At 47.6% G+C, this 21,925-nt stretch carries 26 protein-coding genes; 17 read left to right on the top strand and 9 right to left on the bottom strand.

The window, feature by feature from the left end; genetic code table 11:
• The first annotated feature begins 78 nt into the window (after positions 1–78).
• From KNQ12_RS01715 to KNQ12_RS01680, 8 genes are all read left to right on the top strand, one after another.
• Positions 79–780, top strand: a complete 702-nt coding sequence (locus KNQ12_RS01715; protein ID WP_214745994.1) for an ABC transporter ATP-binding protein — start codon at positions 79–81, stop codon at positions 778–780.
• Entirely contained in the window at positions 777–1,547 is a 771-nt protein-coding gene (locus tag KNQ12_RS01710) for an ABC transporter permease (protein ID WP_214745991.1), read from the top strand. The genes KNQ12_RS01715 and KNQ12_RS01710 overlap by 4 nt, the downstream gene beginning before the upstream one ends.
• 10 nt (positions 1,548–1,557) lie before the next feature.
• Positions 1,558–1,980 (top strand): cytidine deaminase, encoded by a 423-nt coding sequence (locus KNQ12_RS01705; protein ID WP_058713150.1) that lies wholly within the window; start codon positions 1,558–1,560, stop codon positions 1,978–1,980.
• A 102-nt stretch (positions 1,981–2,082) separates the two neighbouring features.
• Positions 2,083–2,868, top strand: a complete 786-nt coding sequence (locus KNQ12_RS01700) for an ABC transporter ATP-binding protein (protein WP_353047605.1) — start codon at positions 2,083–2,085, stop codon at positions 2,866–2,868.
• Entirely contained in the window at positions 2,822–5,266 is a 2,445-nt protein-coding gene (locus tag KNQ12_RS01695) for an ABC transporter permease (protein WP_214745987.1), read from the top strand. Before KNQ12_RS01700 ends, KNQ12_RS01695 begins: the two co-directional genes overlap by 47 nt.
• Before the next feature lie 29 nt (positions 5,267–5,295).
• On the top strand, positions 5,296–5,613 hold the full coding sequence (locus tag KNQ12_RS01690; protein WP_023468447.1) for a hypothetical protein: 318 nt from the start codon (positions 5,296–5,298) through the stop codon (positions 5,611–5,613).
• A gap of 31 nt (positions 5,614–5,644) precedes the next feature.
• Entirely contained in the window at positions 5,645–6,115 is a 471-nt protein-coding gene (locus tag KNQ12_RS01685; RefSeq protein ID WP_058713148.1) for a hypothetical protein, read from the top strand.
• A gap of 105 nt (positions 6,116–6,220) precedes the next feature.
• On the top strand, positions 6,221–7,144 hold the full coding sequence (locus tag KNQ12_RS01680) for a DMT family transporter (RefSeq protein WP_035397139.1): 924 nt from the start codon (positions 6,221–6,223) through the stop codon (positions 7,142–7,144).
• Between the two features lie 53 nt (positions 7,145–7,197).
• Here the strand turns inward: KNQ12_RS01680 and KNQ12_RS01675 are convergent, their stop codons facing one another.
• A complete protein-coding gene (locus tag KNQ12_RS01675) occupies positions 7,198–10,431 on the bottom strand; it encodes an FtsX-like permease family protein (RefSeq protein WP_214745984.1) in 3,234 nt (1,077 codons plus the stop codon).
• A 70-nt stretch (positions 10,432–10,501) separates the two neighbouring features.
• The gene (locus tag KNQ12_RS01670; RefSeq protein WP_023468443.1) at positions 10,502–11,089 is read right to left on the bottom strand and encodes a hypothetical protein; all 588 of its coding nucleotides are present in this window, start codon (positions 11,087–11,089) and stop codon (positions 10,502–10,504) included.
• Between the two features lie 166 nt (positions 11,090–11,255).
• Here KNQ12_RS01670 and KNQ12_RS01665 point away from each other — a divergent pair, with 166 nt between their 5' ends.
• From KNQ12_RS01665 to KNQ12_RS01655, 3 genes are read left to right on the top strand one after another with little or no spacing between them, the layout of a single operon-like run.
• Entirely contained in the window at positions 11,256–12,239 is a 984-nt protein-coding gene (locus tag KNQ12_RS01665) for a quinone oxidoreductase family protein (protein ID WP_023468442.1), read from the top strand.
• Positions 12,232–12,762: a nucleotidyltransferase family protein gene (locus KNQ12_RS01660; RefSeq protein WP_251055690.1), complete on the top strand. Its 531-nt coding sequence runs from the start codon at positions 12,232–12,234 to the stop codon at positions 12,760–12,762. Before KNQ12_RS01665 ends, KNQ12_RS01660 begins: the two co-directional genes overlap by 8 nt.
• Positions 12,763–12,821: 59 nt before the next feature.
• Complete coding sequence (locus KNQ12_RS01655) at positions 12,822–13,469, top strand: hypothetical protein (protein WP_158408697.1); 648 nt, start codon at positions 12,822–12,824, stop codon at positions 13,467–13,469.
• 274 nt (positions 13,470–13,743) lie between these two features.
• Here the strand turns inward: KNQ12_RS01655 and KNQ12_RS01650 are convergent, their stop codons facing one another.
• The gene (locus KNQ12_RS01650) at positions 13,744–14,619 is read right to left on the bottom strand and encodes an alpha/beta hydrolase (RefSeq protein WP_023468439.1); all 876 of its coding nucleotides are present in this window, start codon (positions 14,617–14,619) and stop codon (positions 13,744–13,746) included.
• Between the two features lie 144 nt (positions 14,620–14,763).
• On the opposite strand from KNQ12_RS01650, the gene KNQ12_RS01645 reads away from it, so the two are divergent.
• A complete protein-coding gene (locus tag KNQ12_RS01645; protein ID WP_214745981.1) occupies positions 14,764–15,378 on the top strand; it encodes a histidine phosphatase family protein in 615 nt (204 codons plus the stop codon).
• Positions 15,379–15,412: 34 nt separating this feature from the next.
• Here the strand turns inward: KNQ12_RS01645 and KNQ12_RS01640 are convergent, their stop codons facing one another.
• Complete coding sequence (locus KNQ12_RS01640) at positions 15,413–15,991, bottom strand: hypothetical protein (RefSeq protein ID WP_214745978.1); 579 nt, start codon at positions 15,989–15,991, stop codon at positions 15,413–15,415.
• 117 nt (positions 15,992–16,108) lie between these two features.
• Here KNQ12_RS01640 and KNQ12_RS01635 point away from each other — a divergent pair, with 117 nt between their 5' ends.
• The 3 genes from KNQ12_RS01635 (at position 16,109) to KNQ12_RS01625 (ending at position 18,108) form a co-directional block, all read left to right on the top strand.
• Positions 16,109–17,389, top strand: coding sequence for a right-handed parallel beta-helix repeat-containing protein (locus KNQ12_RS01635; RefSeq protein WP_214745975.1), 1,281 nt, complete (start codon positions 16,109–16,111; stop codon positions 17,387–17,389).
• A gap of 2 nt (positions 17,390–17,391) precedes the next feature.
• Positions 17,392–17,622 carry a hypothetical protein gene (locus tag KNQ12_RS01630; protein ID WP_174316368.1) on the top strand — a complete coding sequence of 77 codons (231 nt, stop codon included), beginning with the start codon at positions 17,392–17,394 and terminating at the stop codon, positions 17,620–17,622.
• Between the two features lie 75 nt (positions 17,623–17,697).
• On the top strand, positions 17,698–18,108 hold the full coding sequence (locus tag KNQ12_RS01625) for an SRPBCC family protein (protein ID WP_214745972.1): 411 nt from the start codon (positions 17,698–17,700) through the stop codon (positions 18,106–18,108).
• Here KNQ12_RS01625 and KNQ12_RS01620 read toward each other — a convergent pair.
• From KNQ12_RS01620 to KNQ12_RS01605, 4 genes are all read right to left on the bottom strand, one after another.
• A complete protein-coding gene (locus KNQ12_RS01620) occupies positions 18,083–18,301 on the bottom strand; it encodes a helix-turn-helix domain-containing protein (protein ID WP_214745968.1) in 219 nt (72 codons plus the stop codon). The two genes, KNQ12_RS01625 and KNQ12_RS01620, sit on opposite strands and share 26 nt — an antisense overlap.
• Complete coding sequence (locus KNQ12_RS01615) at positions 18,291–18,629, bottom strand: hypothetical protein (RefSeq protein WP_214745965.1); 339 nt, start codon at positions 18,627–18,629, stop codon at positions 18,291–18,293. Before KNQ12_RS01615 ends, KNQ12_RS01620 begins: the two co-directional genes overlap by 11 nt.
• 105 nt (positions 18,630–18,734) lie before the next feature.
• A complete protein-coding gene (locus KNQ12_RS01610) occupies positions 18,735–19,439 on the bottom strand; it encodes an AAA family ATPase (protein ID WP_029341813.1) in 705 nt (234 codons plus the stop codon).
• 10 nt (positions 19,440–19,449) lie between these two features.
• A complete protein-coding gene (locus KNQ12_RS01605) occupies positions 19,450–20,157 on the bottom strand; it encodes a hypothetical protein (RefSeq protein WP_174316365.1) in 708 nt (235 codons plus the stop codon).
• A gap of 162 nt (positions 20,158–20,319) precedes the next feature.
• On the opposite strand from KNQ12_RS01605, the gene KNQ12_RS01600 reads away from it, so the two are divergent.
• Both KNQ12_RS01600 and KNQ12_RS01595 read left to right on the top strand, forming a co-directional pair.
• Positions 20,320–20,982, top strand: a complete 663-nt coding sequence (locus KNQ12_RS01600) for a Type 1 glutamine amidotransferase-like domain-containing protein (RefSeq protein ID WP_214745963.1) — start codon at positions 20,320–20,322, stop codon at positions 20,980–20,982.
• On the top strand, positions 20,979–21,536 hold the full coding sequence (locus tag KNQ12_RS01595) for a histidine phosphatase family protein (protein ID WP_214745959.1): 558 nt from the start codon (positions 20,979–20,981) through the stop codon (positions 21,534–21,536). The genes KNQ12_RS01600 and KNQ12_RS01595 overlap by 4 nt, the downstream gene beginning before the upstream one ends.
• Before the next feature lie 5 nt (positions 21,537–21,541).
• Here the strand turns inward: KNQ12_RS01595 and KNQ12_RS01590 are convergent, their stop codons facing one another.
• Positions 21,542–21,814: a hypothetical protein gene (locus tag KNQ12_RS01590; RefSeq protein ID WP_214745956.1), complete on the bottom strand. Its 273-nt coding sequence runs from the start codon at positions 21,812–21,814 to the stop codon at positions 21,542–21,544.
• Positions 21,815–21,925 lie beyond the last annotated feature (111 nt).

Genomic DNA, 21,925 nt, shown 5'->3' with positions numbered 1-21,925 from the left:
ACTAACGTGACGGATTTTCGGGTACAACACTACAGGAGCATTACCCGAAACTTGTAGAAAGTCAGGTGAACACACGGTATGTCAATTCTTACGTTTCACGAAGTCAGCTATCAACACATCTTACACGAAATAACGGGTGAGTTCCGTGAGGGTGTCATTACGACGCTCGTCGGACCGAGTGGTGCCGGGAAATCGACGACATTGAAACATATCAATGGACTGATTTCTCCCGATCGCGGCGAAATTCGTTTTCGAGGCAAACCACTTGAGCAGATGAATCTGCTCGATGTCCGCAAAAGGATCGGAATGGCGTTCCAAAGTGCGCCGATGATTCCAGGTACCGTCTACGATAATATCAATTTACCGAAATCAATCTTCGGTGAATCGTTACCGCGCGAAGAGGCGGAACGCTTGCTACAACAAGTCGACCTATCCGTCGAACTTGAACGACCGGTCAAAGATTTGTCGGGTGGCGAACGGAGCCGACTCGGAATCGCACGGACACTCGTCAATCGTCCGGACGTCCTGTTGCTCGACGAAATCACGGCAAGTCTCGATTACCGCATGGTACAAGAAATTGAGAAGCTGATTCTTGATCTACAGCAGAAGTTACAGACGACAATCATTTGGATTACGCATGACTTAGAGCAAGCCAAGCGGGTTAGCGACGACGTCTGGTTTTTAAAAGACGGTCGATTGATTGAGTCTGGTGCTTTTAAAGAACTCGTTTCAAGTGGTCAAGCAGAGACACAAGCGTTCTTGAAGGGGGTATCGGTATGAGTTACCTCCAACTGGCGACTTCGCTCATCTTCATTTTGATCCCCCTCGTCTTAGCGCGGACGTTACGGCTTGGTCTAGAGAAGGACATCCTCATCGCAACCGTTCGATCAATCGTTCAACTCTTGATCATCGGTTATATTCTGACGTTCGTCTTTGAAAGCGGCAGTCCAATTTTTATGTTACTGATGATTCTGTTGATGATCGGTGCAGCGACACTGAACGTCATCCGTAAAGGGGACGGGATTCCCGGGATCCAGTGGATCATCTTGTTGACATTGATTGCGGTCGAAGCATTGACGATGGGCATTTTGCTCGGGTTACGAATCATTCCGTTCGAAGCCCAGCAAGTCATTCCGATCAGCGGGATGGTCATTGGGAACTGTATGATTTTGTCCTTATTGTTTCTTAATAAGTTCAAGGACGAGGTCGAACGAAGCGACGAGATCATCGAACTGATTCTTTCGCTTGGTGGAGATGCGAAGACAACGATTGATACGAGCTTAAAAGGCGCGATCCGGACAAGTATGATTCCAACGATTGAAGCGCAAAAAACGATGGGCCTCGTCCAACTGCCAGGGATGATGAGTGGGTTGATCATCGGTGGCGCGGATCCGATGGAAGCAGTCCTTTATCAACTATTGATTCTATTCCTGATCTTGACGACGGCGGCGATGGCATCGGTCCTCGTTGGTTTTCTATCCTACCGTCGACTGTTCAATGAAAAAGCACAATTCATCGGTTTGACCTATAAGAAAAAAGACATGTAAGGAGCACATTATGCAGACTTATCCGATTACAGAAGCTGACCTGCAACTGGTCGAACTAGCAACTGAAACGATTCAAAGCCGTTACGCTGACGATAAACATCACGTCGCAGCTGCGTTGCGGACAAAAGATGGCGCGACAAAAACGGGTGTTCATGTCGAAGCCTATATCGGACGGGTGACGGTGTGCGCGGAAGCCATCACGATCGGTTCCGCCATCACGGATGGATTGACGGATTTTGAGACGATCGTCGCCGTCCGACATCCCTATTCGGATGAGGCGGACCGAACGATTCGTGTCGTCAGTCCGTGCGGCATGTGTCGCGAATTGATTTCCGACTATGCACCGGACGCATTTGTCCTCTTGACGATCGACGATCAGTTGACGAAAGTCCGGATTGAAGATTTGATACCATTAAAATATGTCCGACAATAACCAGTAACTCCTCGTCGTTTAGATGAGGAGTTTTTTGCATTTACTTCTAAATCATCCTTATTATGGTTATGATAAAGACGGAATAACTAAGGAGGGATATGCGTGTCAGATTTATTAGAAGTCGAACGGTTATCAAAAACCTACATATGTGGAACGGAGACAATCCATGCATTAAAACAAGTCAGCTTTACGTTAGAGGAAGGAGGATTCATCGCCATCATGGGAACGAGTGGCTCCGGGAAAAGTACACTGTTGAATATCCTGGGAGCGCTTGACGCACCAACCGGCGGAACGTTGACCTTAAAGGAAAAACGGCAACGCGACATCTTCACTGAGCCTGCTGCGACGTTATACCGTCAGCAACACATCGGGTTCATCTTTCAATCGTTTCACCTGCTCGATGACTTGACGGTTCAGGAGAACATCGCTTTACCGTTGATGCTGAAGGGGATGGATGATAAAACGATCAATCAAGAGGTAGACACTTGGCTCAAACGAGTCGGACTGACGAAGTGGAACAATCATCGACCGCAAGAGCTGTCGGGAGGACAACAACAACGTGTCGCGATTGCACGTGCCTTGATTAGTCGACCACCGATCATCTTAGCGGATGAGCCGACGGGGAACCTCGATTTCAAGACATCTGCTGAAATCATGCAGTTGCTTCAAGAACTCAATCGCGAACAACAAACGAGCATCCTGCTCGTGACTCATGATGCGACCGTAGCTGCTCATGCGAAACGTGTGCTGTATTTCCATGACGGACAGATCGTTGCCGATCAGCTGTCAACCGGAGACGTGGCGCCGATCTTAGAGACATACGAGCAATTCGTGGGGCTGTATGAAACGACAACATCTCTTCCGTCTTTCCCACCGACTGTACCGTAAAAGTCCGATGATTTTAGTGACCTCAATCGGAAGCGTCATGATTTCGATTGGTCTTGTCTTGACGATGGTCATTTTTTTATTACATAATCAAGCCGCTATCGAGACAGATCGTGTACAAAGATATGGTCAAGTCGATCTGACGGTCAAATATACACCTGAAGACGAGCGGACGGATCAGTCCGTGTTTGAGCAACTTAAAAAGGATCACGATGTCTTGGGCGCAGAGTCGATCATACAGACGACAGCGCGCGTTGCTGGTCAAACGATGGCCGACGTGGAGATGATAGGAGTTCATTCGGATGCCCAGACGAAAAGTCGGTATCATTTCACGAACGATTTGAAACAGGGAGAAGCGATCGTGTCAGCTAGACTCGCGACGTCGCTTGATCGTAGTGTCGGGCAAACGCTTCGCGTCGGAGAAGCGACGTATCGAATCCGTGAGATTTTACCAAGTGCGACAACATCTGAAGCTACGCAAGATCAAGTCTTTCTTTCGTATGCTGATCTGAAGAAGTATCATCCGATCGAAACGAAAGCCGTCTTGCTCAATCTAAAAAAAGAGGCGGATCTCGTCCACTATGCCGATACACTCGTCAAAGCGAATCCGAAGCTCCGGATTGAATTTTCGGAAGGGCAAACGCTCTCACCGGCGCTGAACGGTTACATCGGAATCTTGTCAGTACTGATCCTTGTCGTGTCCGCCTTCATCTTGATGGCGAATTTCGACTTGTATTTACGTAAACATGCTGTCCAATTTGCCATCATGCGGACGCTTGGGGCGACGACACGGCAACTGTTTCAGCTGTTCTTCGTTCAATCTGGATTGATTGTCTTAGCGGGCACGGTGCTTACGATTCTAGGCAGTATTTGCTTCCCGTTACTCGGTCAACTCGTATGGCCGACAGAGGGTAAAATGATCGTCTCCCTCATGATCGAACAGGGAGCATTCTTGATGCTCGTAACGTTCGGTAGTGCCTTGTTGATTCTGCTGTTGCTCGCGAGTACGGCTTATCGAAAACGGGATGTGTTACCACTCCACGTCTTGCGAGAAAATCTGAAAACGGCGTCACGACCGACCCGGCGAAAACGTCTCGTCCTGTTCAGTAGTGGATTGACCGTCAGTTTGGTGTTGTTCGCTGAAGTGATTGCCAGTACGGAGGGGGCACGGGCAATCGCCTGGCTCGGTGCAACCGTCGCCTTTTTACTGACGATGTATCTTGCGACGCCACTCCTCTTGAAGGGAGTGCTGCATCGAGCGGAACCGATCGTTCGTCGGTTAGCGGGACCGACAAGTTTCGTCGCCTTCCGGGGCGTGTTACCGCAACTTCGGAAAAATGCCTGGTTGATGCTGATTGTTCAGGTCTTGATGATCATCGTCGTCATCGGCTCGACATTCCTTGAGACGGTGCAACAAAACGAACGGAAGTACATCATCAGCCAATATCCGACGGAGGTCGTCTTAAAGAGTCGTTTAGATGAAGGATCGCAAGGAGACCCGCTACAATTGATTCGACAAATTGAAACGGACCTACCTGGCGCAAAAGCGACCTTCCTGTCGTCTCGAAATTCACTCGAATATCAATCGTCTCAAGAAGATGTCTCGATCGAATACGAAGTAACGGACTATCGTCGTCTTGACGTCTTAGAGGGAGAGCAGACGAGTGACACAGAAGGAATCATCGTCTCACGGACCTTCGCTAAAAAACATAGTCTCGAAAAAGGTGATACGTTGCCGCTCGGGCGATGGGACGGGGAACAAGAACGAAGCGTTTCGGTCGGTCAATTCCGAATCGTTGGAATTGAAAAGAAGATAGCACCAGACGTCCTCGTGGATTGGCGGAACGAGCAACTGCGGCAACCAAACGATCACATCTTGAATGTCTTTATCGACGTTCCGTCCGAGTTAAAAAAGACTCAAGTGACCACAACATTATTAGAGATCACAGAAAGTTATCCGACATTGCAAGTGAATCGACTATCTGACGCGCTTCGCGATGCGGAGCAACAAACGACGGAACGCTGGTTCGTCTTCTTGATTGCGCTTGTCGTCATGAGTGGATCTGTCTGGTTCGGACTTGCGAACGCCTTACTCAGTTTCGTGAGTGGAAAACGAGGCGAGTATGCCTTGCTACGAACGATTGCGTTGACACGGAACAAGCTCCGTCAGCTGACACTCATTCAAATGCTCTTATTCGTTGGGAGTGGCATCACCTTTGGGCTGATTAGTGGTCTTGGTGCGACTTTCTTCGTGACACGGATCGATGATAGGGGGGCATTTTACTTTAACGTACCGACGATTGCCGGAACCATTGCCGGTTTGATAGTGCTTGTCCTAAGCATTGCTTGGTTCGTCACCCGACGAAAGCAGGAAAACCTCGTTCACGAATTGAAACAGTAAGTAAGGGCACGAGAACCGGGGGGATCGAAATGCGAAAAACGATCGGGGCGATTCTATTACTCATAGTAATTAGCGGTGTCGGCTGGTGGATGATCGCAGATGAACGGGATGCGACCTATGAACAGATTGTTGAAGTGCAAGTCGTAAGACACGTGACGAAGCAGTTCGGACGTGATGATATCGCATCAGTCAAACCTTACTTCGTAGCGTCCGAATCATCGAAATCACGACGTCATCAGATTGCCGTTCAGCTGAAGTCGGCACCGACGGGAGAATACCGGATGTATCGTGTACTTCAAAATAAAGTCGAGTACATCGGTCGATCACGGACGGTTCGATCAGATTAAAAAGATACGTCACATCAGTTGGGGGATTTAGATGAAAACGAAAGCCGAGCGCATCGCGTTCATTCAAGAAGAAAAGCGTCAACTCGTCAAACCACGTTTATACAGCTCGTTGCTGTACGGCGTCAGTATCTTATTAGTCGTCGCCAATCGGGACGTGTACTGGCCATTGTTCTTTTTACTTGTAGCACTAGTGTGGATTGCGCGGATTCACTCGCAAGAAGTCGAACGTGATATGGCATTAACGGTAGAACCACAGATGAAAAAAATCATTCAATGGCAGTATGTGACCGATTTTTTGTTCGTCATCTTAATGGGATTATTCTTCCCGCTGATCATCGTATTCGACTTGCCATTCTTCCTCAGTTTTACTGTCTATGTCGTTCTTGCGATTGTTTTGCTCGTATCCGATATGTTGCTTGAACGAAACGGAAAACGTCTCGATGCTGAGCATCCAACGAAGAAGGAACTGCGGATGTATCCGAAGTCGTGGAAAAAGATCTAATCCGTGGAGCCGGTCGATGCACCGGCTCCTTTTTGAGCATTCCGGTCGCTTCAGCGTGTTCGACTGCCGTATGATGAAGGGGCACATGAAGAAGGAGGTCCTCGTATGCTTGCTATCATCATTGGATTTATCATCGGTCTGCTCGTACCAGTTCAAACGAGTGTTAATACACGGCTGCGGGGCGTTGTCGGTTCGCCGTTCCTCGCTTCGCTGATTTCCTTTTCGATCGGCTCACTCTTCTTACTGATTCTGGTGTTGGTCGTCGATGGGAATCTCACAGGTCTTATGGCTACTGCCGATGAACCGTTCTGGATTTGGGGTGGGGGACTGCTTGGCGTCATCTATTTGACTGGGAACATCCTGCTGTTTCCGCGACTCGGAGGCGTACAAACGGTCATCATGCCCATTTTCGGTCAGGTCATCATGGGACTGTTGATCGATCATTTCGGATTGTTTGAGTCAACGGTCACCTCACTCTCACTGACACGAGTCATCGGCGCAGTGCTTGTGTTACTCGGTGTCGTTGGAACGGTCGCGCTTGGTGACTATTTCGCACGACGGCGCAAGCAACAGATGACATCATCAGAAAACTCATTGTTTATCTGGCGTCTGCTCGGAATTCTAACCGGTATGATGAGTGCTGCCCAGACAGCGATCAATGGTCATCTCGGTAGTGTTCTCGGGTCAGCCGTCAAAGGTGCCTTGATTTCATTCGTCATCGGTACGATCACCTTGTTATTACTGAATCTGATCCTCCGAACGAAATGGCACATCGATCGTTCGCAACCCTTACCTGCTTGGATTTGGATCGGGGGATTGATCGGTGCGTTGTTCGTTGCCGGTAATGCCTTCATCGTTCCGCTCGTTGGTACAGGACTCGCTGTCGTCATCGTCACGATCGGTCTTCTGACCGGCAGCCTATTGATTGACCGTTTCGGCTGGTTCGGTGCAAAGAAACAACCGGTCACAGGTGTGCAGATCGTCAGTCTGCTTGTCATGCTTAGCGGTATTGTGTTGATACGCATTTAAAAACAGCTCGTTCGAACGTATGGTGGCATACGTTGAGAACGAGCTGTCTTCGGTCATTTCTTTAAATCAATTTTAACGGTAATCGTCTTTGCGAAAATATCCCCTGAGACGAACATGACGAATTCTGTCTCATCTGCAGGTACTTGATAGACAAGGTTCACATGTGACCGACCCGGTGCAACATACTTCATACCCTGTTTCCATGTTTTTTCGTTTTTGTTTTCATAATCAATCGGTTCATAGACACCACTGACTCCCGTCACTTGGAAACGATTCGGGAAATAGTAACTTTCTTCCCCAGCATCTCGATAGTAGAGATCTTGATAAAACGTCGGAACCGTGATGTACTGATACCCCTCTTTCTCTTTTAGTTTCAGGGAAGCAGGCGGTTGCTTCAACAATTTTCCGATCCAGAAACTTGTATCTTTAACAGCCGGATCTCCTGGGAACGTCTTAATCGTTCCTTTTGCCATCGTCTCTTCGATGACACCGGATGATTCTTTTTTCGTCGTCTCGAGCTGTCGCTTTGCACCCGTAAGACCATCGGAAATTTTGCTTCCCGTCGTGATGACTTTTGGAGCTTTCGCAACAGACGTCTGTTTGGAAGGTTGTTCATTCGTTGCAAACAGGAAGAGGGAAAGGACACCGACGAATAACACGGCTCCGATAGATGAGAGAGCAAGTTTAAAGCGTCGTTCGGTTTCTTTTGAGTTAGCATTGACGCTGCTGATTGCAGCATTCGGAACGATACGGACAGCGCGCTGTGCTGGTAAAATTGCACCGATGATCCCTGTCAACAGTGGAATTAGAATCGTTGCAGACAAGAAACCGAGTTCCGTCGTCGGGAATTGGCGGTATACTTGCCAAATCATCACTAGCGCAAAGAGAAGTCCGACGATTCCAGCTAGTAACCCTGTCAGCAAACCTTCTAATAAGACGAGGCGTCGAATCAACCCGTCTTGCCACCCTGTCGCTTTTAAGACAGCGAGTTGACTGCGACGTTCATTGACGTTTTGCCAAAGAATTTCCGTCGTCGTCAAGATGGCGATCAATAGGGCAACACCCATCGCGACATAATGCATCGTGCCGACTTCTAAGGCGACATATTCACCAAGCCACGTCGCATAGAGCACCCCTTTTAAGCGGAATGTCACGAAGAGGAAGAAGATGAACAGACTCGTCGGCAAGGCGATGGCGATAATCGAAAGGATTGTTCGTTGCCAGTACGTAAAGAGTTGGTTCATGCTCATACCAAGAATCGATTGTGACCGAACGAATCGTCGCGAACGTGAGACTTCACCGGATCGCATGCTCTCATATGGTTTGATTCTACGAATCAATGCCATCGGAACGAGCGTCCCACCCCAGTAAATGAGTAGACCAGCAAGACCGATTAACAGAATTCGTCCTAAAGCGATCGGATAATCAGTCGTTAACCAAAACGTACCGAGAATCGACCAAGCGATTAACGCTACGAGAGATCCGAGTAGCGTCGCTTCAAGGAACAGCAACTTCGAGAGTTGACGCGGACGCCAGCCGAGAGACAATAGAATCGCGAATTCCTTTTTGCGTGCATAGAGTAGAATGATATTTGAACTAAAGACATAGACGAGCGCAACCGCGATGACGCTAGCGATGACGCCAGACATACCGACCTTCGCCTCTTGGAAAATCGTCATTGAAGAACCGAGTTTGATCCACGGTTGTTGGACCCAACCGAGGGCCGATTGTTTTTCAAGTCCTGGTAAGTACGTCAAAGCGAGCTGCGGAGAGGAACCAAGTGTGATGTCCGTGATCAGACCAGTCTTCTCCTCAATTTCGTTCGCGACGTCTTGGAGCTTTTGCTCACTCGCTGCATTCATCTGATCGACGCCTTTGACATTGACGCGAATGACAGAGATTGCTTTTTCGCCGCGAATCTTGAAGGCGGCATCAAGCGTCGTCAACATCGAAGGGGGTTTCGTCAGGAAGTCATACGGATCATTCGTCGGTTTGACATCCTTGACGGGGTTAACCGGACGATCATTTTTATCCATGACCCATTGCGCCTTTGCAGGGAAATACGTTTCCATCGGTAGTTCCGTCAAGGGATCCTTCGATATATTCAATTTCTTCGGATTGAAGACTCCGATGTAGTTTAAGCGAACTCTTGGCCAATCATCACTCGTCTTCCCAAACATGCGTGCTTCCCGGTACATCGTCCGTTTCGCAAGTAACGAATCCGGATCGACTTTCTTCGGTTCAACTTGGTAACTGAACGGCCAGCGCGACGCAAAGGGGCTAGAGATAGACTGATAACTAATCGGTGACGGCTTTAGGATCAGCCATTCGGAATTTCCTGACGGCAGCTCAGGAAACGAGTCCGTCATGATCTGTTTTAGCAGTGTTTTTTGAACGTCCTGCGTTGTGACTGAATACGTCTTTGCAGGATCGTCAGTCGTCTGTAGCATATTTAGAAACTTTGCACCACCACGCTTCGTAACATCTTGAATCGTCTCTTGTATCGAGTCATTAATAAGCGGGAGGTCTATTTTCTCATACGTATACGTCCGTGACGCATCGACATATTCCCGTTCGCTCATCAAAATAGGCATCTCAACCGTTCCGAGTTCAGGATCGACGACGTTTGCTTTGTCTTGTTTGTCAAAGTAGCGACTATGTTTTCCGCTGATCGTCGCGTTATCTAGTCCGATCAAGCGGGCTTCTGCTTCGGGATCAATTCCGGCAACCATCGTCGCACTTCCGAATTCTAATAACGGATCTTCACCCAGAACAGCAGGTGAGACGCCGGAACGTGTTGCATTTTCATCTGGTGTCCATCCGGCAGCGAGATAATTAACGGTAGAGTACTTTTCGACGTTCAAGCCGGTATTCTGTTTATCGGTGATCGTCAACTTATAGACACCGTAATCGTCAAACCGATGCGTACCAACAGGTGCATTTGTAGAGTGGTTTCCAATCATCGCAATCGGAGCTGCGACTTCGACGTCCGAGATATCTTGGATCGTCTTATATTGCTTCATCGTGATTCCACCATCTAGACTACTCATATAGTTCGGTTCGAGTAGTTTGAGGTCTTCCGTCACGCTTCGGCTATTTGGGGGACGCACGACGATATCGTAGGAAGACTTCCAACGTTTTTGCAGTTCGTCGACGACTGTTCCGTTATTTGCTTGTGTCGTCCCGATCAAATAACTCAAACCGGTACTGACGACGAGAACGCCGACGAGTAATAAAATGAATCGTTCCTTGTTGCGCCACCACGAATTCCAGATGAAACGTAGCATGATACCATACATCCTTTCTCATCGTATTCTTATGTAAAAAACGCTTGCACATTCATGCAAGCGCAATGGATCACAGTTCGATTTTAATCGTATGCGTTTTCGGGAATGCATCGGAAGCAGCGAATAAGACGAACGTCTTCGCTTCTTCTGGTACTTGATAGACTAAATCGATTTGAGCGCGATGTGGAGAATAATATTGATGACTGTTCTTCCACGCCTTCGGATTATGATTGACGTAATCGACGACGTCGTACTCGTGTCCTTTGCCATCATTGAGAACGAATAAGTTTGGTTTATAGACACTGTAAGCTCCGAAATTATCGGACGTGTCATGCATGACGAGCGGAATCGTGACATAACGATAACCTGGTTTATCTTTCAGGTTTAATTCTTTTGGAGGAGAGGAAAGAAGTGCCTCGGCACGGAATGTCTTCGCTTTTAGTTTAGGATCACCCGGATATGTCTTGACGAGTCCCTGTTTCATCAACTCGTCAATGTTTAAGATGCGATTCTCCTGCGTCTCGTTTACACCAGCTAATTTTGTTTGTGATGAGACATTGATAGGTTTCTCCTGATGGGATGACCAATACCAACCGCCACCACCGATCAGGGCAAGAGAAGTAATTACTAGGGGAATCGCTTTACGAGCTTGTGGCATAAAAACACTCCTTTTCGATAGAATAGTCAGAATATTTATATAAAATATACTATTTACAAGGAATGGAAACAAGCTAAATGGAGAAAATAGTGTAAAAATAAGGAAACGGTTACCCGATTGATAAAATAAGGTAAAATAACCTTAGTGAAGTGAAAGGGGAAGAATTATGAGAGCAGTCATTCAAAAACAATACGGTGATGTAAACGTGCTACAGATGGATGATGTCGTGATGCCGATTCGACAATCTGGGGAAGTCTTAATTCGTGCGGTATGGACCGGAGTCAATTTCACGGATATCAAACAACGACGTGGTGGCAAGGCGACTGGAACCTTTCCATTTGTTCTCGGAGTGGATGTGTCAGGTATCGTCGTCGATGCGGATCCATCTTCCGCGATCAAAGTAGGGGATCGAGTCATGGCATTTGTATTAGATGGATCATATAAGGAAGTAGTCCGTGCCGACGAACGGTTAGTTTACAGTTTACCTGAAACGATTTCATTACGTGATGCTGCTGCAGGAATGTTGACTTCGATTTTAAGCGAGATATTGTTGACGCAGATCGCACAAGTGAAACTGAAGGATACAATCGTCATCCACAGTGCCGCTGGAGGTGTCGGATCGATGTTGATTCAATTGGCGCGATTAAAAGGAATGACACGATTGATTGCTACTGTTGGACATGCTGATAAAATACCTTATGTTCATGCACTTGGTATTCAGAATGTCTTTACATATAATGATTTTTCTGAAAAAGTGAAGGAATTGACGGTCGATAAGGGAGCGGATGTTATCTTTGACTCTGTCGCGGGTTACGTGACACGAAAAAGTCTTGACTGTCTCGCGTATTACGGAACACTCGTACAATTCGGTAATAGTAGTGGAGAAGCGGGTGAACTCTCGACGACAGACGTTCATGCGAGTTGCCGGACGATTCGTGGATTTAGTCTTGGCACGACACGTCAACTGGATCCAGAACGTATTCGAACTGCTGCATCCTATGTCTTGACGTTGTTTGAAGAAAATAAATTGAAGATGCCAATGATTCATGAGTTCCCATTAGAGGAAGTGCAAAAAGCGCATCGGTTGATGGAATCTCGACAGTATCAAGGAAAAATCGTCCTACGAATCGGAGGAGACGAGATTGAGTGAAGAAGAGATTAATCAACGACTACGAGACGATCTTGAGTTACAAGAGATGTTAACGCTAGTGGCAACATTAGAATTACCTGATTGGTGGATGTGCGCGGGATATGTCCGCTCTATCGTATGGGAGGAGAATCGATATGAACGACCGGATATCGATATCGTTTATTTCGATCCTATCGATCTTTCGGAGGTAACGGAAAAGCGTCATGAAGGGCAGCTAAGACGCTTGTCGGATATACCGTGGTCCGTTAAAAATCAAGCGCGCATGCATCTGATCAATGGATTACCACCATATAAGTCCGCGAAGGATGCGATTTTACAGTTCCCCGAGACCGTCACGTCGATCGGAGTGACGAAACGACCAGACTTCGAATTGTATCTTCCTTATGGTGCGAACGATTTCGCTGATCGCATCATTCGACCGACGCCACTTTTTCAAATCGGTACCGCGCGTCATTCGATTTTTCAGCGACGTGTGATCGAAAAAGGATGGCAAGACGACCCAGGTCTACATATATGTACATGAAATAAGAGGGAGATTAAACGATCAAACGAATCAAACCTAAAAAACAGATCACTCTTTTCATGTTAGGACTCCTTTTTCTCAGCGGGTGCGCACCGGAAAATAATGTTGAGGTGAAAGAAAAGATTCACGTTGATGGTACGAGTTTGTTCAACAGTGGCTCTTATCCGACTGCTGTAGAGACGGCCGAACATCAGTTTAAATATGACTTGAGTGACAAGTCCACCTATACGTTAAAGCAAGACGATTTCCGAGTGGACGCGCGATTCGGTGACTATAATTTACTGCTAGCAAGCGTAATCGATGGACGATACGATTCGCTGATGATTTATGAAAAGAAGTCGAACTGGATGTTACGCAGTTCGATGGATCTCATTCGAGATCAATCCACGAAAGGCGAGTCGATCGAAGGGAGTCTAGCGTGGGAAGGAAACAAGAAAAAAATGACGACGCAACTTGTAACGAATCGTCATTATACGGTAATGGAGACACGACTGAAAAGTGAGCAGATTCCGGCACGATTTGGAAAACGGCTACGTACCATCAACGGATTGAAGGTACACGTTCAAAAGCAAGGGAAACAGCTCAATCTTGCCTACCAAAATAGAACAGACGTGATGTGGATCGTCAGTGATCGACCGGAAGAGACAACCATGCGGTTGATTCAGCGATCACCAGAAAGTCCGATTGACTCGCTTCTCACTGAGTAAACAATTAAGCAGACTGAATAGACAAAGAGGCTGACTCCAAAAAAGAACGACGCGTCTGTTCACGCCCTTCCCTCAGGCGAGACACAAGGAGCTTTTCTGCCTTATTCAAGCAAGAAAGCAGATCTTATTTGTCTCTGACAGCGCAAAGAGGCGTATTTTCCTGTAGGAGTTGCGTGAAACGCGTCATTCTTTTTGTTACGAGGTAAGGGTGGCAGATCATCATTCTGCCACCATTACCTTTATGGAAACGGATTTTTGAGTCAGCCTCTTATACTTACGAACGATAGACGGACTTGAGGTAATCCGCGATACGGTGCCAAGCCTGAAACGCCACGTCTAAGTCACCGTGGTGTGTAAAGGCATGAGCTTGACCAGCGAATTCCTGGTGCTCAACAACGACACCTGCCGCCTGAAGGCGATTTGCATACTGCCGTGCCTCCTGCGCCAGCGAGTCGTGCTCCGCTGTCAGGACGAGAGTCTGTGGTAACGCATCGAGTTGAGCCGCATAGAGTGGCGAAGCGAGGTGATGATACGCGTCTTCCGCACGAGCGATGTACATCGCATTGAACTGCCGTGCCTGTTCAGCGGGGATCGCTTCCTCAAAGAATGGTTTATCCGCGGGATCCGTCGCGAGATCAAGCGGAGGGTAGTCTAGAATTTGAGCGATGAGCGGCACAGGATCTGTCTGATCAGCGTTCCATAACGATACGGCAGTCGCGAGATTGCCACCGGCACTATGCCCTCCGATTGCGATGCGTGAAGAATCGAGGCGTAGCGTATCAGCATGTTGGAAAATCCACTGAACGACTTCATAGGCGACGTGGACCGGAACAGGAAATGGATGTTCCGGCGCTAACGGATACTCAATATTGAGAACATGACAGTTGGCGGTCTCAGCGAGAAACAGATTCCATGGTTCATCCATCTCTGGCGTTCCGGTGATGAAACCACCACCATGGAAACTGATGAATCCAGGTAATGGTTCTACTGCATCAATCGGTGAGTGACGCAACACTCGAACATCTCCGACTGAAGTCGGCACGTGTAGCGTAGTCGTGGTCGCTTGCGGTGGATGCGGAGGTGTGACTTGAGGACGTTCCTCATCTGAGCGGATTTGTTTGGCAAGGTCAATCATCTCTTGGCGATTCATCGAATTCCTCCTTTAGGTCTATCTTCATCATACCGAACGGATTGGTGAATTGCTCTTCTGGATTCGTTTTCTCTAGTCGTAGGAAAAAGCAGCCAGAGTTTGATACACTTTTGAAAGAAATTAGAAATCGAAAGGATGGAACAGATGCCAACACTTTACATTACGCGTCATGGCGAGACGGAATGGAACTTAGAAAAACGAATGCAAGGCTGGGAAGACTCTCCTCTGACAGCAAAGGGCAGACAAAATGCGCGGGACCTTGGTCACCGCTTACGTGAAATTCATCTGGATCACCTCTATATCAGCCCGATTGGTCGCGTCCGAGAAACAGTTCGAATGATGGATCTCGATCCAGCGATTCCGGTCACCATCGACGATCGATTACGTGAAATGCACATGGGAACCTGGGAAGGACGGACGGCGGCGGAAATTGAAGTCGCGCATCCGCTTGCTCATGCTGCATTTTGGCAAACGCCGCATACCTACATACCGGAGAGTGGAGAATCCTTTGACGCGGTCCGCGAGCGCATCCTATCGTTTTTGGAACGACTGGCAGATCATGAAGAAGACGAAAACATCTTAATCGTCACCCACGGCATCTTCCTTAACATTTTGCTGACACATCTTCAACGTAAACCGTTCGCGACATTATGGGATCCGCCGTTCATTCATGGTACGAGTTTAACGATTGTTGAATACAGGGATGGGGAAGCGCAGATTCGATTAGAAGCCGACATGTCGCACGTCTTGACGGACTAAAAACGGCGGACTTTTTCTCAGTCCGCCGTTCTCCTTATCGTGATTTCGCCAAATAGATCAAAATCGCGCCTTCTTGTTTTCTGACCTTTAGGTGAGGAGAGGATATCGTGTCGATTGAGCGACCGATGATCGATTCTCCTGTCGTATAGCGTTTGAGGAGTAAGGGATAGAACGAAGCATTCGTCTGTTTTTGATCATTGAATTGACCGCTGTCAGTCTGGACGTTTTGAGGTAAGGTATAGGCCGTTTTCGTCTCAGGGATACCATTCTTCGCATCAAGCGAATAGGTGAAGGCATGCGAATCGTTGAGTAGGTTCAAATCATACGTCAACTGGAACGGCGTGCGATCATATGTACCGGCAGGAATCGATTTGTCGATCAGCACCTCTGGTGGTTCTGTATCGTCAAATTGAATCGCTTTGAGCTGGAGGGGGTGATCGAGTGTACCAGTTAAGAAAAATGTCTGCTGTTGCTGCGACTCGTCCTTCGCGGTAGAAGGTGTGATCGAAAAGGAAGACTTCTTGATCTTGACGGTTTCTTTTGGAAGGACGGTTGCTTCCGTTGTGCAACCAGCAAGCAAGAAGGGAAGGGTGAATAAGAGCGCATATTTCATGACGTGTTCCTCTTTTCCATAGTCATAGTGAATCGGGATAAAATTAAAATATTCAAAAAATTAGAAATGATACCTAGATTATACCAACAATGTTCTCGCTAAATAAAGGAGGAAATCATGAAAGGCAAATGGTTATTAGCAACCGTCCTGCTCGTCGGTTGTGCCTCGACGGGTGAAGAGGCCGAATCGACGGCAAAATCGTTATACGTAGCACCGAACGGCAGTGATAAAAATACCGGCACGTTGAAGCACCCGTTTAAAACAATCCGGCAAGCGACGCAAAAAGCGACTGCGGGTACGACGGTCTACTTGCGAAAGGGAACGTATCACGAGGCACTGAACGTTAGACAGAGCGGAACGAGAGAACGCCCGATCTCCTTCCGAAACTATCAAGACGAGCAGGTCACGTTAAGCGGGAAAAACATCAAAGATCGGGACGCCACCTTACCAATCATCCAGATCAAGGATCGGAAATACGTAACAATTCAAGGTCTGACGATCGAAGCCGTTCAGTCGAAACGAACGGACGCGACACCGATCGGTATTTTGATTACAGGATCAGGATCACACATCACGTTGAAGAACAATACGGTCCGCCACATCAAGACGCTCGCGAAAGACGGGAATGCACACGGAATCGCCGTCTACGGAACGGGAGCGATTCGTCACCTGACGATCACCGGCAACCGAGTCGAGCAGAATCGCCTCGGTTTCAGTGAAGCCCTCGTATTGAACGGAAACGTCAAACATTTCCGTGTGACGAAGAATGTCTTACGGGATAACGACAACATCGGCATTGATTTGATCGGATATGAAGGAATCGCTCGATCGAAGAAAGACGACTACGTCCGTGAAGGCGTCGTGTCGGAAAATCGTGTCTACCGGACGTCAAGCTACGGGAATCCTGCTTACGGGAAGGAATACAATGCAGCCGGCATCTATGTCGATGGTGGGAAAAACCTAACAATTGAGAAGAATCTCGTCGAAGCGAGTGACATCGGGATCGAGGTAACGAGTGAACATGCCGGACGGTACGCAGAAGATGTCATCGTCCGCAAGAATGATGTACGGAAAAACGTCTACACCGGGATTGCGATCGGTGGGTATGACACGAAGCGGGGCGGTACAAAACATGTCCGGGTCGAGCAAAATCAGCTGATCGGGAATGATACGAAAGGGCTCGAGGGTGGTCAATTGCTCGTCCAGCATGACGTCCATGATAACACGATCATCAGAAACACATTCGACGGTCCTTTAAGTGTCGCCCATTACTTCAAGACGAGTTCGGGGAACCAGTTTGAAAAAAATACGTTCAAGCATACAAAACGTTTCATGTGGCGCGAGGCCTCCTATAAAACGGAACAAAGCTTCTTGAAAGCCGTTCGAAAGGTGGAATGAGAATGAAGCGATCGGAACGATTACTCGCTTACTGGATCCGGATTCCGAGACGCTGGCGACTCGGAATATTGACCGCCTTGATGTTAACAATTTGGACGGTGGAAGGCGTTCGTTTTTTAACAAGTCCGGCGTTACGCCTACCGACCGTTACCGATGCAATCATCTGTCTCGTTCCGGCGATTCTATTGTTTGTGGTATGGAAAACAAAGAGCGCAAAATCACCTCTGAATTAATCGATAAAAACAAGGAATTTGTCTAGGTATTCTCGAAAAAAGGAGAGAACTTCAAATTAGTAAGGAGGAAGAAAGATGACGAAACTAACGATTCAAGCCGTGATTGATCGTCCGGTCGAGACCGTGTGGGAGATCTGGAACGCACCGGAAGACATCAAACGCTGGAACGCAGCGTCTGACGATTGGCATACGACGGCGTCAACGAATGATTTGACGGTCGGTGGTCAATTCACGAATAGAATGGAAGCAAAAGACGGAAGCGTGGGTTTTGATTTCACGGGTACATATGAGACGATCGTTCCTTATGAGCGCATTGCGTATGTCCTTGAGGATGGTCGTCAGGTGACGATCGACTTTTCTCGGAACGGGGAACAAACCGAAGTCGTCGAATCATTTGATGCCGAAACGATTAACCCGCTTGAGATGCAACAAGCGGGTTGGCAGGCGATCCTTGATCGGTTCAAGGCGTATGCGGAGTCGAAGTAAGTCGTTCGCTTCGTAACTTCCGACCACGGCGATCCGTCAGGGCAGGAATACCGCCGCTCTCATAGCGCCGGACCCAGTTATACAATTGTTGATACGACACATCATGCCGTCCGGCGATACGTTGGTAGTCCTTTGCGGCCGCCAAACAATCGAGGACGGCATTCATGCGTTGTTCAAGAGTGTTAGTGGACATGAACGTTTTCCTCCTCATTAAATCGCCCTGGATTCGTACATGGCATTAAACTAGTGCACATACAATCGATGGAAGCCATTGAATCAAAGAAAAATTGACGCGTCTCCTGTTGATTCGTTTTGACGATCAGTCGTTTTTCTAGCGTTGGTAAATGCACGAGAAACGAAATCTGATATTCAAGAGGTGGCAAGGGGATAGCAACAGATCGTTTTTGCAAGTGGATAGCTGCTGAATTCGCAGTGACGTATAAGATGTGTCGCTTCCATTCCTGTTCGTTGAAAAGTGAATCCATCTTCGTAATAAAAACTTGACCAGAGATGAAATGCATCTGACGACCTCCTTTCTTATAATGTGTATATCCTGTACATGTTTATTAAAAAGCTGTATTTCAAATATTATAAAAAAACCACCTCCAAAAGAGAGGTGGTTAACGTTATCCTGCCAGTTCAAGCATCTGAACGAACGCGACGTCCGGATCGGTCGTCTCGAATCGGTTCAACCAATCCTTGAAGTCGCCTTCGTACAAAATACGACCTTGATGGAGAAAGATGACATGGGCATCGGTATGCAATAGATCGTGTAGTTGATGGGTCGAGAAAAGACACGTTTGACCGTTAGCTGTCATCTGCTCGAAGCGTCGCATGATATGGAGGCGAGTTGCCGGATCGACCCCGCTCGTCGGCTCGTCAAAGATGTAGAGCGAACGTGGTACTGTCGTCAACAGAGTCACGAACAACCATTTCTTTTCGCCAGCGGACATCTTACCGATTTTCATCTCCCACAGGTGAGCGAATAGATCGAGCTCTCGTGGCTGTTTCAGATGAAGCGTATACGTCTCTTGCTTGCGATATGCTTTCAAACGGGCGAGCCGGCCGACGAAGACAGCGACATCCTTGCCCTTTAGTTCGTCCGAGTAATAGATGAATTGCGTCAAATAAAGAATGTCCGAGATATCGGGTAAATCAAGCTCACCGGACGTGATCGGTAAAGCACCGGTCATGCAATCAAAAAGTGTTGTTTTGCCGGCACCGTTCATCCCAATCAAGACGTTCAATTTTCCGGGAATGAGCGAAAAGGAGACATCGTGTAACAGGTCAGGTGATTTCGGATAGTTGAAGCGTATGTGTTGGACGTGCATCTGAATCCTCCTATCGGGTCAGCAATGACATGAGATTAAAGCGTTTGACAGAGAATAGACCAAGTAACAGATAAACGACGAGTACGACGGTCAAGATAAGTAACGATGCTCCCGTAACGTGCTCGGAGACGGCGAGACCGAGTGTTTTCATGACATAAAAAGGATTCAAGTAACTGTACCAACGATCCGGTTGGTTACTTGCGAACAAGAACAGTGGATACATGACGATGTTGATTAATGTCGACATACTCGAAATCTTTGCCGGAAGCATCGTCAAGGCGATGCTTGCAAAAGCAAGCGGGATGCTGAGCAACAAGACGAGATAAGCGAGTAACAACGTCAAAGCTGAGAAGAAGCCGAATACGAGCATCAGGATCGTCGTAAAGACCGTTAAACTAATGGCTGCAAACACGAGCTGAACGAGTACGAGTGCGAGAATACAACCGATCTTACTACCGGAAATCATGATATACGTCTTCATCAAACCATGCTCCCGCATCCGGGCAAGCTGGAGACCGATGCCATTCACATAAATCGAAAGTAAGATATAGCCCCAAAAAAGCGCGAGGAACGAGAGGAAACTGCTCTCGGTGAAGTCGAGTCGTGACCCGAAGACAAAGGCGAGAATCAATGGGAAGATCAACGACCAAAAGACCGGAATCTTATCCGTCAGCATGATTTTTAAGTAGAGTATGAAGTAGCTAGGAATCGAATACATATGTGCCTCCCGTTCACAAAAATTGGTCAAAAAATGAGACTGTATGTTTTGATACGAAAGAAAATGGAGAAAAGTTCCTGATGAAGTAAGTTGTTAATAAAAGTAAGAATACCAGAAACGCACAAATATTGTAAACTGAAGCAAAGGACAGGAGGTACAATGATGGACTATTTATTAACGTCCGGTGGGATACAAAATCCATCGATTCATAAAGCGTTACGGGAGATGCTCGGAAAACCGATTGAAGAATGCCGTGCCATCGCAATTACAACAGCTTCCTACGCATTAGGCATAGGCACGGACCTCGCTGTCAACTTCATTCAAGGAAAAGATGAGGCACCGATGGTTGATTTAGGATGGAAGTCAGTCGGTCTGTTGGAATTATCAGCGGTCTCTGTAATTGATCCAGCAATTTGGCAACTAGCGGTCGAACAAGCGGATGTCATTCTCGTTAATGGTGGTGATCCACTCTTTCTACATCACTGGTTCGTCGAATCGGGCTTCGATCGACTATTACCGCAACTGACCGGTGTTTATGTCGGGATGAGTGCCGGTAGCATGGTGCTTACGCCACGAATCGGAACAGATTTCGTTGGGTGGAAAAAGACGCCGGAGCAATCGGACGCAACATTAGGTCTCGTTGACTTTTCAATTTTTCCACACCTCGATCATCCGCAGTTACCAGATGATCACTTACAAGCTGCCGAATCTTGGGCTGAGACATTGACGAATTCGGCGTACGCGATCGACGACACGACAGCGATCCGTGTCATCGGTTCGAACGTAGACGTGATTTCTGAAGGAACGTGGGTCCAGTTGCGATGAGGACGATCTATTTCGTTCGCCATTGCGAATCGATCAAAACAGGCAGTGATCGAGGGCGGGGATTAACAGATGCAGGTCAGGAACAAGCGCAAGAACTCGTAGCGTTCTTTCAAGCGCTGCCGATTGACGCCATTTATTCGAGTCCGATGCAACGAGCGATGGACTCCGTTCGCCCGCTTGCTGAGCAACGAGATTTGCGAATCTACGAGGCAGCGTTTCAGGAACGGCGTTTTCAGGAAACAGACGAACGTTTATCACCTGAACGGCTAGAAGAACTGTTGAAGCGATCATTCCAAAATGACGATTACGCGCAAAGTGGTGGAGAGTCGAATCAAATAGCACGTAATCGTGTTCTAGTAGCCATCGATCATCTACGTAAAACCCACCCGCACCACCGAGTGGTCGTCGCGACGCATGGTCTCGTGTTGGCGTTAGTGCTCGAACACTACACTGGACGACCAGCAAATGAGTGGCTTAACACGATGGCGAGTCCAGCAATCCATCAACTGACATTCGATGCAAGCGGGAAAACGTCTCATGAACAACTATTGTAAGGCGATTAAATCTGTCCGCTGAAGATGAAACCGAGAAAGAGCAGTAGTAACACGCCAAGCGGAACGGCACAAGCGAGACTGACGTATTTGAGGATTCCCGGTTCGCGTCGTTTGATGGCGACGATCCCGAGTCCGATTCCGAACAGATAAATGGCAAGTCCGATCGGAATCGTAAGCATCGAGTTCGGTCCGAACGACCAGTTGAGCGGCGGGAAAATCATAGAGGCGATGATTAGACCGAGCAAACTAAAGAAGATAGAAGCTTGAGCGTATGTCATGTGAGAACTCCTTTTAATTAAGTATGTGAACAAGAATTCGGATTTAAAACGAGAATTCCTGCTTCATTTAGTGAATTTCTTGTTTGGCATTTGAATGAACGGGAACTATAT

The sequence above is a fragment of the Exiguobacterium sp. s11 genome (assembly GCF_018619015.1).
Lineage (GTDB): Bacteria > Bacillota > Bacilli > Exiguobacteriales > Exiguobacteriaceae > Exiguobacterium_A > Exiguobacterium_A indicum.
This window is presented reverse-complemented; position numbering and strand designations above follow the sequence as displayed.

Coding starts and splice junctions, on each gene's coding strand:
- KNQ12_RS01715 (WP_214745994.1), top strand. CDS start 79: ATGTCAATTCTTACGTTTCACGAAGTCAGCTATCAACACATCTTACAC.
- KNQ12_RS01710 (WP_214745991.1), top strand. CDS start 777: ATGAGTTACCTCCAACTGGCGACTTCGCTCATCTTCATTTTGATCCCC.
- KNQ12_RS01705 (WP_058713150.1), top strand. CDS start 1,558: ATGCAGACTTATCCGATTACAGAAGCTGACCTGCAACTGGTCGAACTA.
- KNQ12_RS01695 (WP_214745987.1), top strand. CDS start 2,822: ATGAAACGACAACATCTCTTCCGTCTTTCCCACCGACTGTACCGTAAA.
- KNQ12_RS01690 (WP_023468447.1), top strand. CDS start 5,296: ATGCGAAAAACGATCGGGGCGATTCTATTACTCATAGTAATTAGCGGT.
- KNQ12_RS01685 (WP_058713148.1), top strand. CDS start 5,645: ATGAAAACGAAAGCCGAGCGCATCGCGTTCATTCAAGAAGAAAAGCGT.
- KNQ12_RS01680 (WP_035397139.1), top strand. CDS start 6,221: ATGCTTGCTATCATCATTGGATTTATCATCGGTCTGCTCGTACCAGTT.
- KNQ12_RS01675 (WP_214745984.1), bottom strand. CDS start 10,431: ATGCTACGTTTCATCTGGAATTCGTGGTGGCGCAACAAGGAACGATTC.
- KNQ12_RS01670 (WP_023468443.1), bottom strand. CDS start 11,089: ATGCCACAAGCTCGTAAAGCGATTCCCCTAGTAATTACTTCTCTTGCC.
- KNQ12_RS01665 (WP_023468442.1), top strand. CDS start 11,256: ATGAGAGCAGTCATTCAAAAACAATACGGTGATGTAAACGTGCTACAG.
- KNQ12_RS01655 (WP_158408697.1), top strand. CDS start 12,822: ATGTTAGGACTCCTTTTTCTCAGCGGGTGCGCACCGGAAAATAATGTT.
- KNQ12_RS01650 (WP_023468439.1), bottom strand. CDS start 14,619: ATGAATCGCCAAGAGATGATTGACCTTGCCAAACAAATCCGCTCAGAT.
- KNQ12_RS01645 (WP_214745981.1), top strand. CDS start 14,764: ATGCCAACACTTTACATTACGCGTCATGGCGAGACGGAATGGAACTTA.
- KNQ12_RS01640 (WP_214745978.1), bottom strand. CDS start 15,991: ATGAAATATGCGCTCTTATTCACCCTTCCCTTCTTGCTTGCTGGTTGC.
- KNQ12_RS01635 (WP_214745975.1), top strand. CDS start 16,109: ATGAAAGGCAAATGGTTATTAGCAACCGTCCTGCTCGTCGGTTGTGCC.
- KNQ12_RS01630 (WP_174316368.1), top strand. CDS start 17,392: ATGAAGCGATCGGAACGATTACTCGCTTACTGGATCCGGATTCCGAGA.
- KNQ12_RS01625 (WP_214745972.1), top strand. CDS start 17,698: ATGACGAAACTAACGATTCAAGCCGTGATTGATCGTCCGGTCGAGACC.
- KNQ12_RS01620 (WP_214745968.1), bottom strand. CDS start 18,301: ATGTCCACTAACACTCTTGAACAACGCATGAATGCCGTCCTCGATTGT.
- KNQ12_RS01615 (WP_214745965.1), bottom strand. CDS start 18,629: ATGCATTTCATCTCTGGTCAAGTTTTTATTACGAAGATGGATTCACTT.
- KNQ12_RS01610 (WP_029341813.1), bottom strand. CDS start 19,439: ATGCACGTCCAACACATACGCTTCAACTATCCGAAATCACCTGACCTG.
- KNQ12_RS01605 (WP_174316365.1), bottom strand. CDS start 20,157: ATGTATTCGATTCCTAGCTACTTCATACTCTACTTAAAAATCATGCTG.
- KNQ12_RS01600 (WP_214745963.1), top strand. CDS start 20,320: ATGGACTATTTATTAACGTCCGGTGGGATACAAAATCCATCGATTCAT.
- KNQ12_RS01595 (WP_214745959.1), top strand. CDS start 20,979: ATGAGGACGATCTATTTCGTTCGCCATTGCGAATCGATCAAAACAGGC.
- KNQ12_RS01590 (WP_214745956.1), bottom strand. CDS start 21,814: ATGACATACGCTCAAGCTTCTATCTTCTTTAGTTTGCTCGGTCTAATC.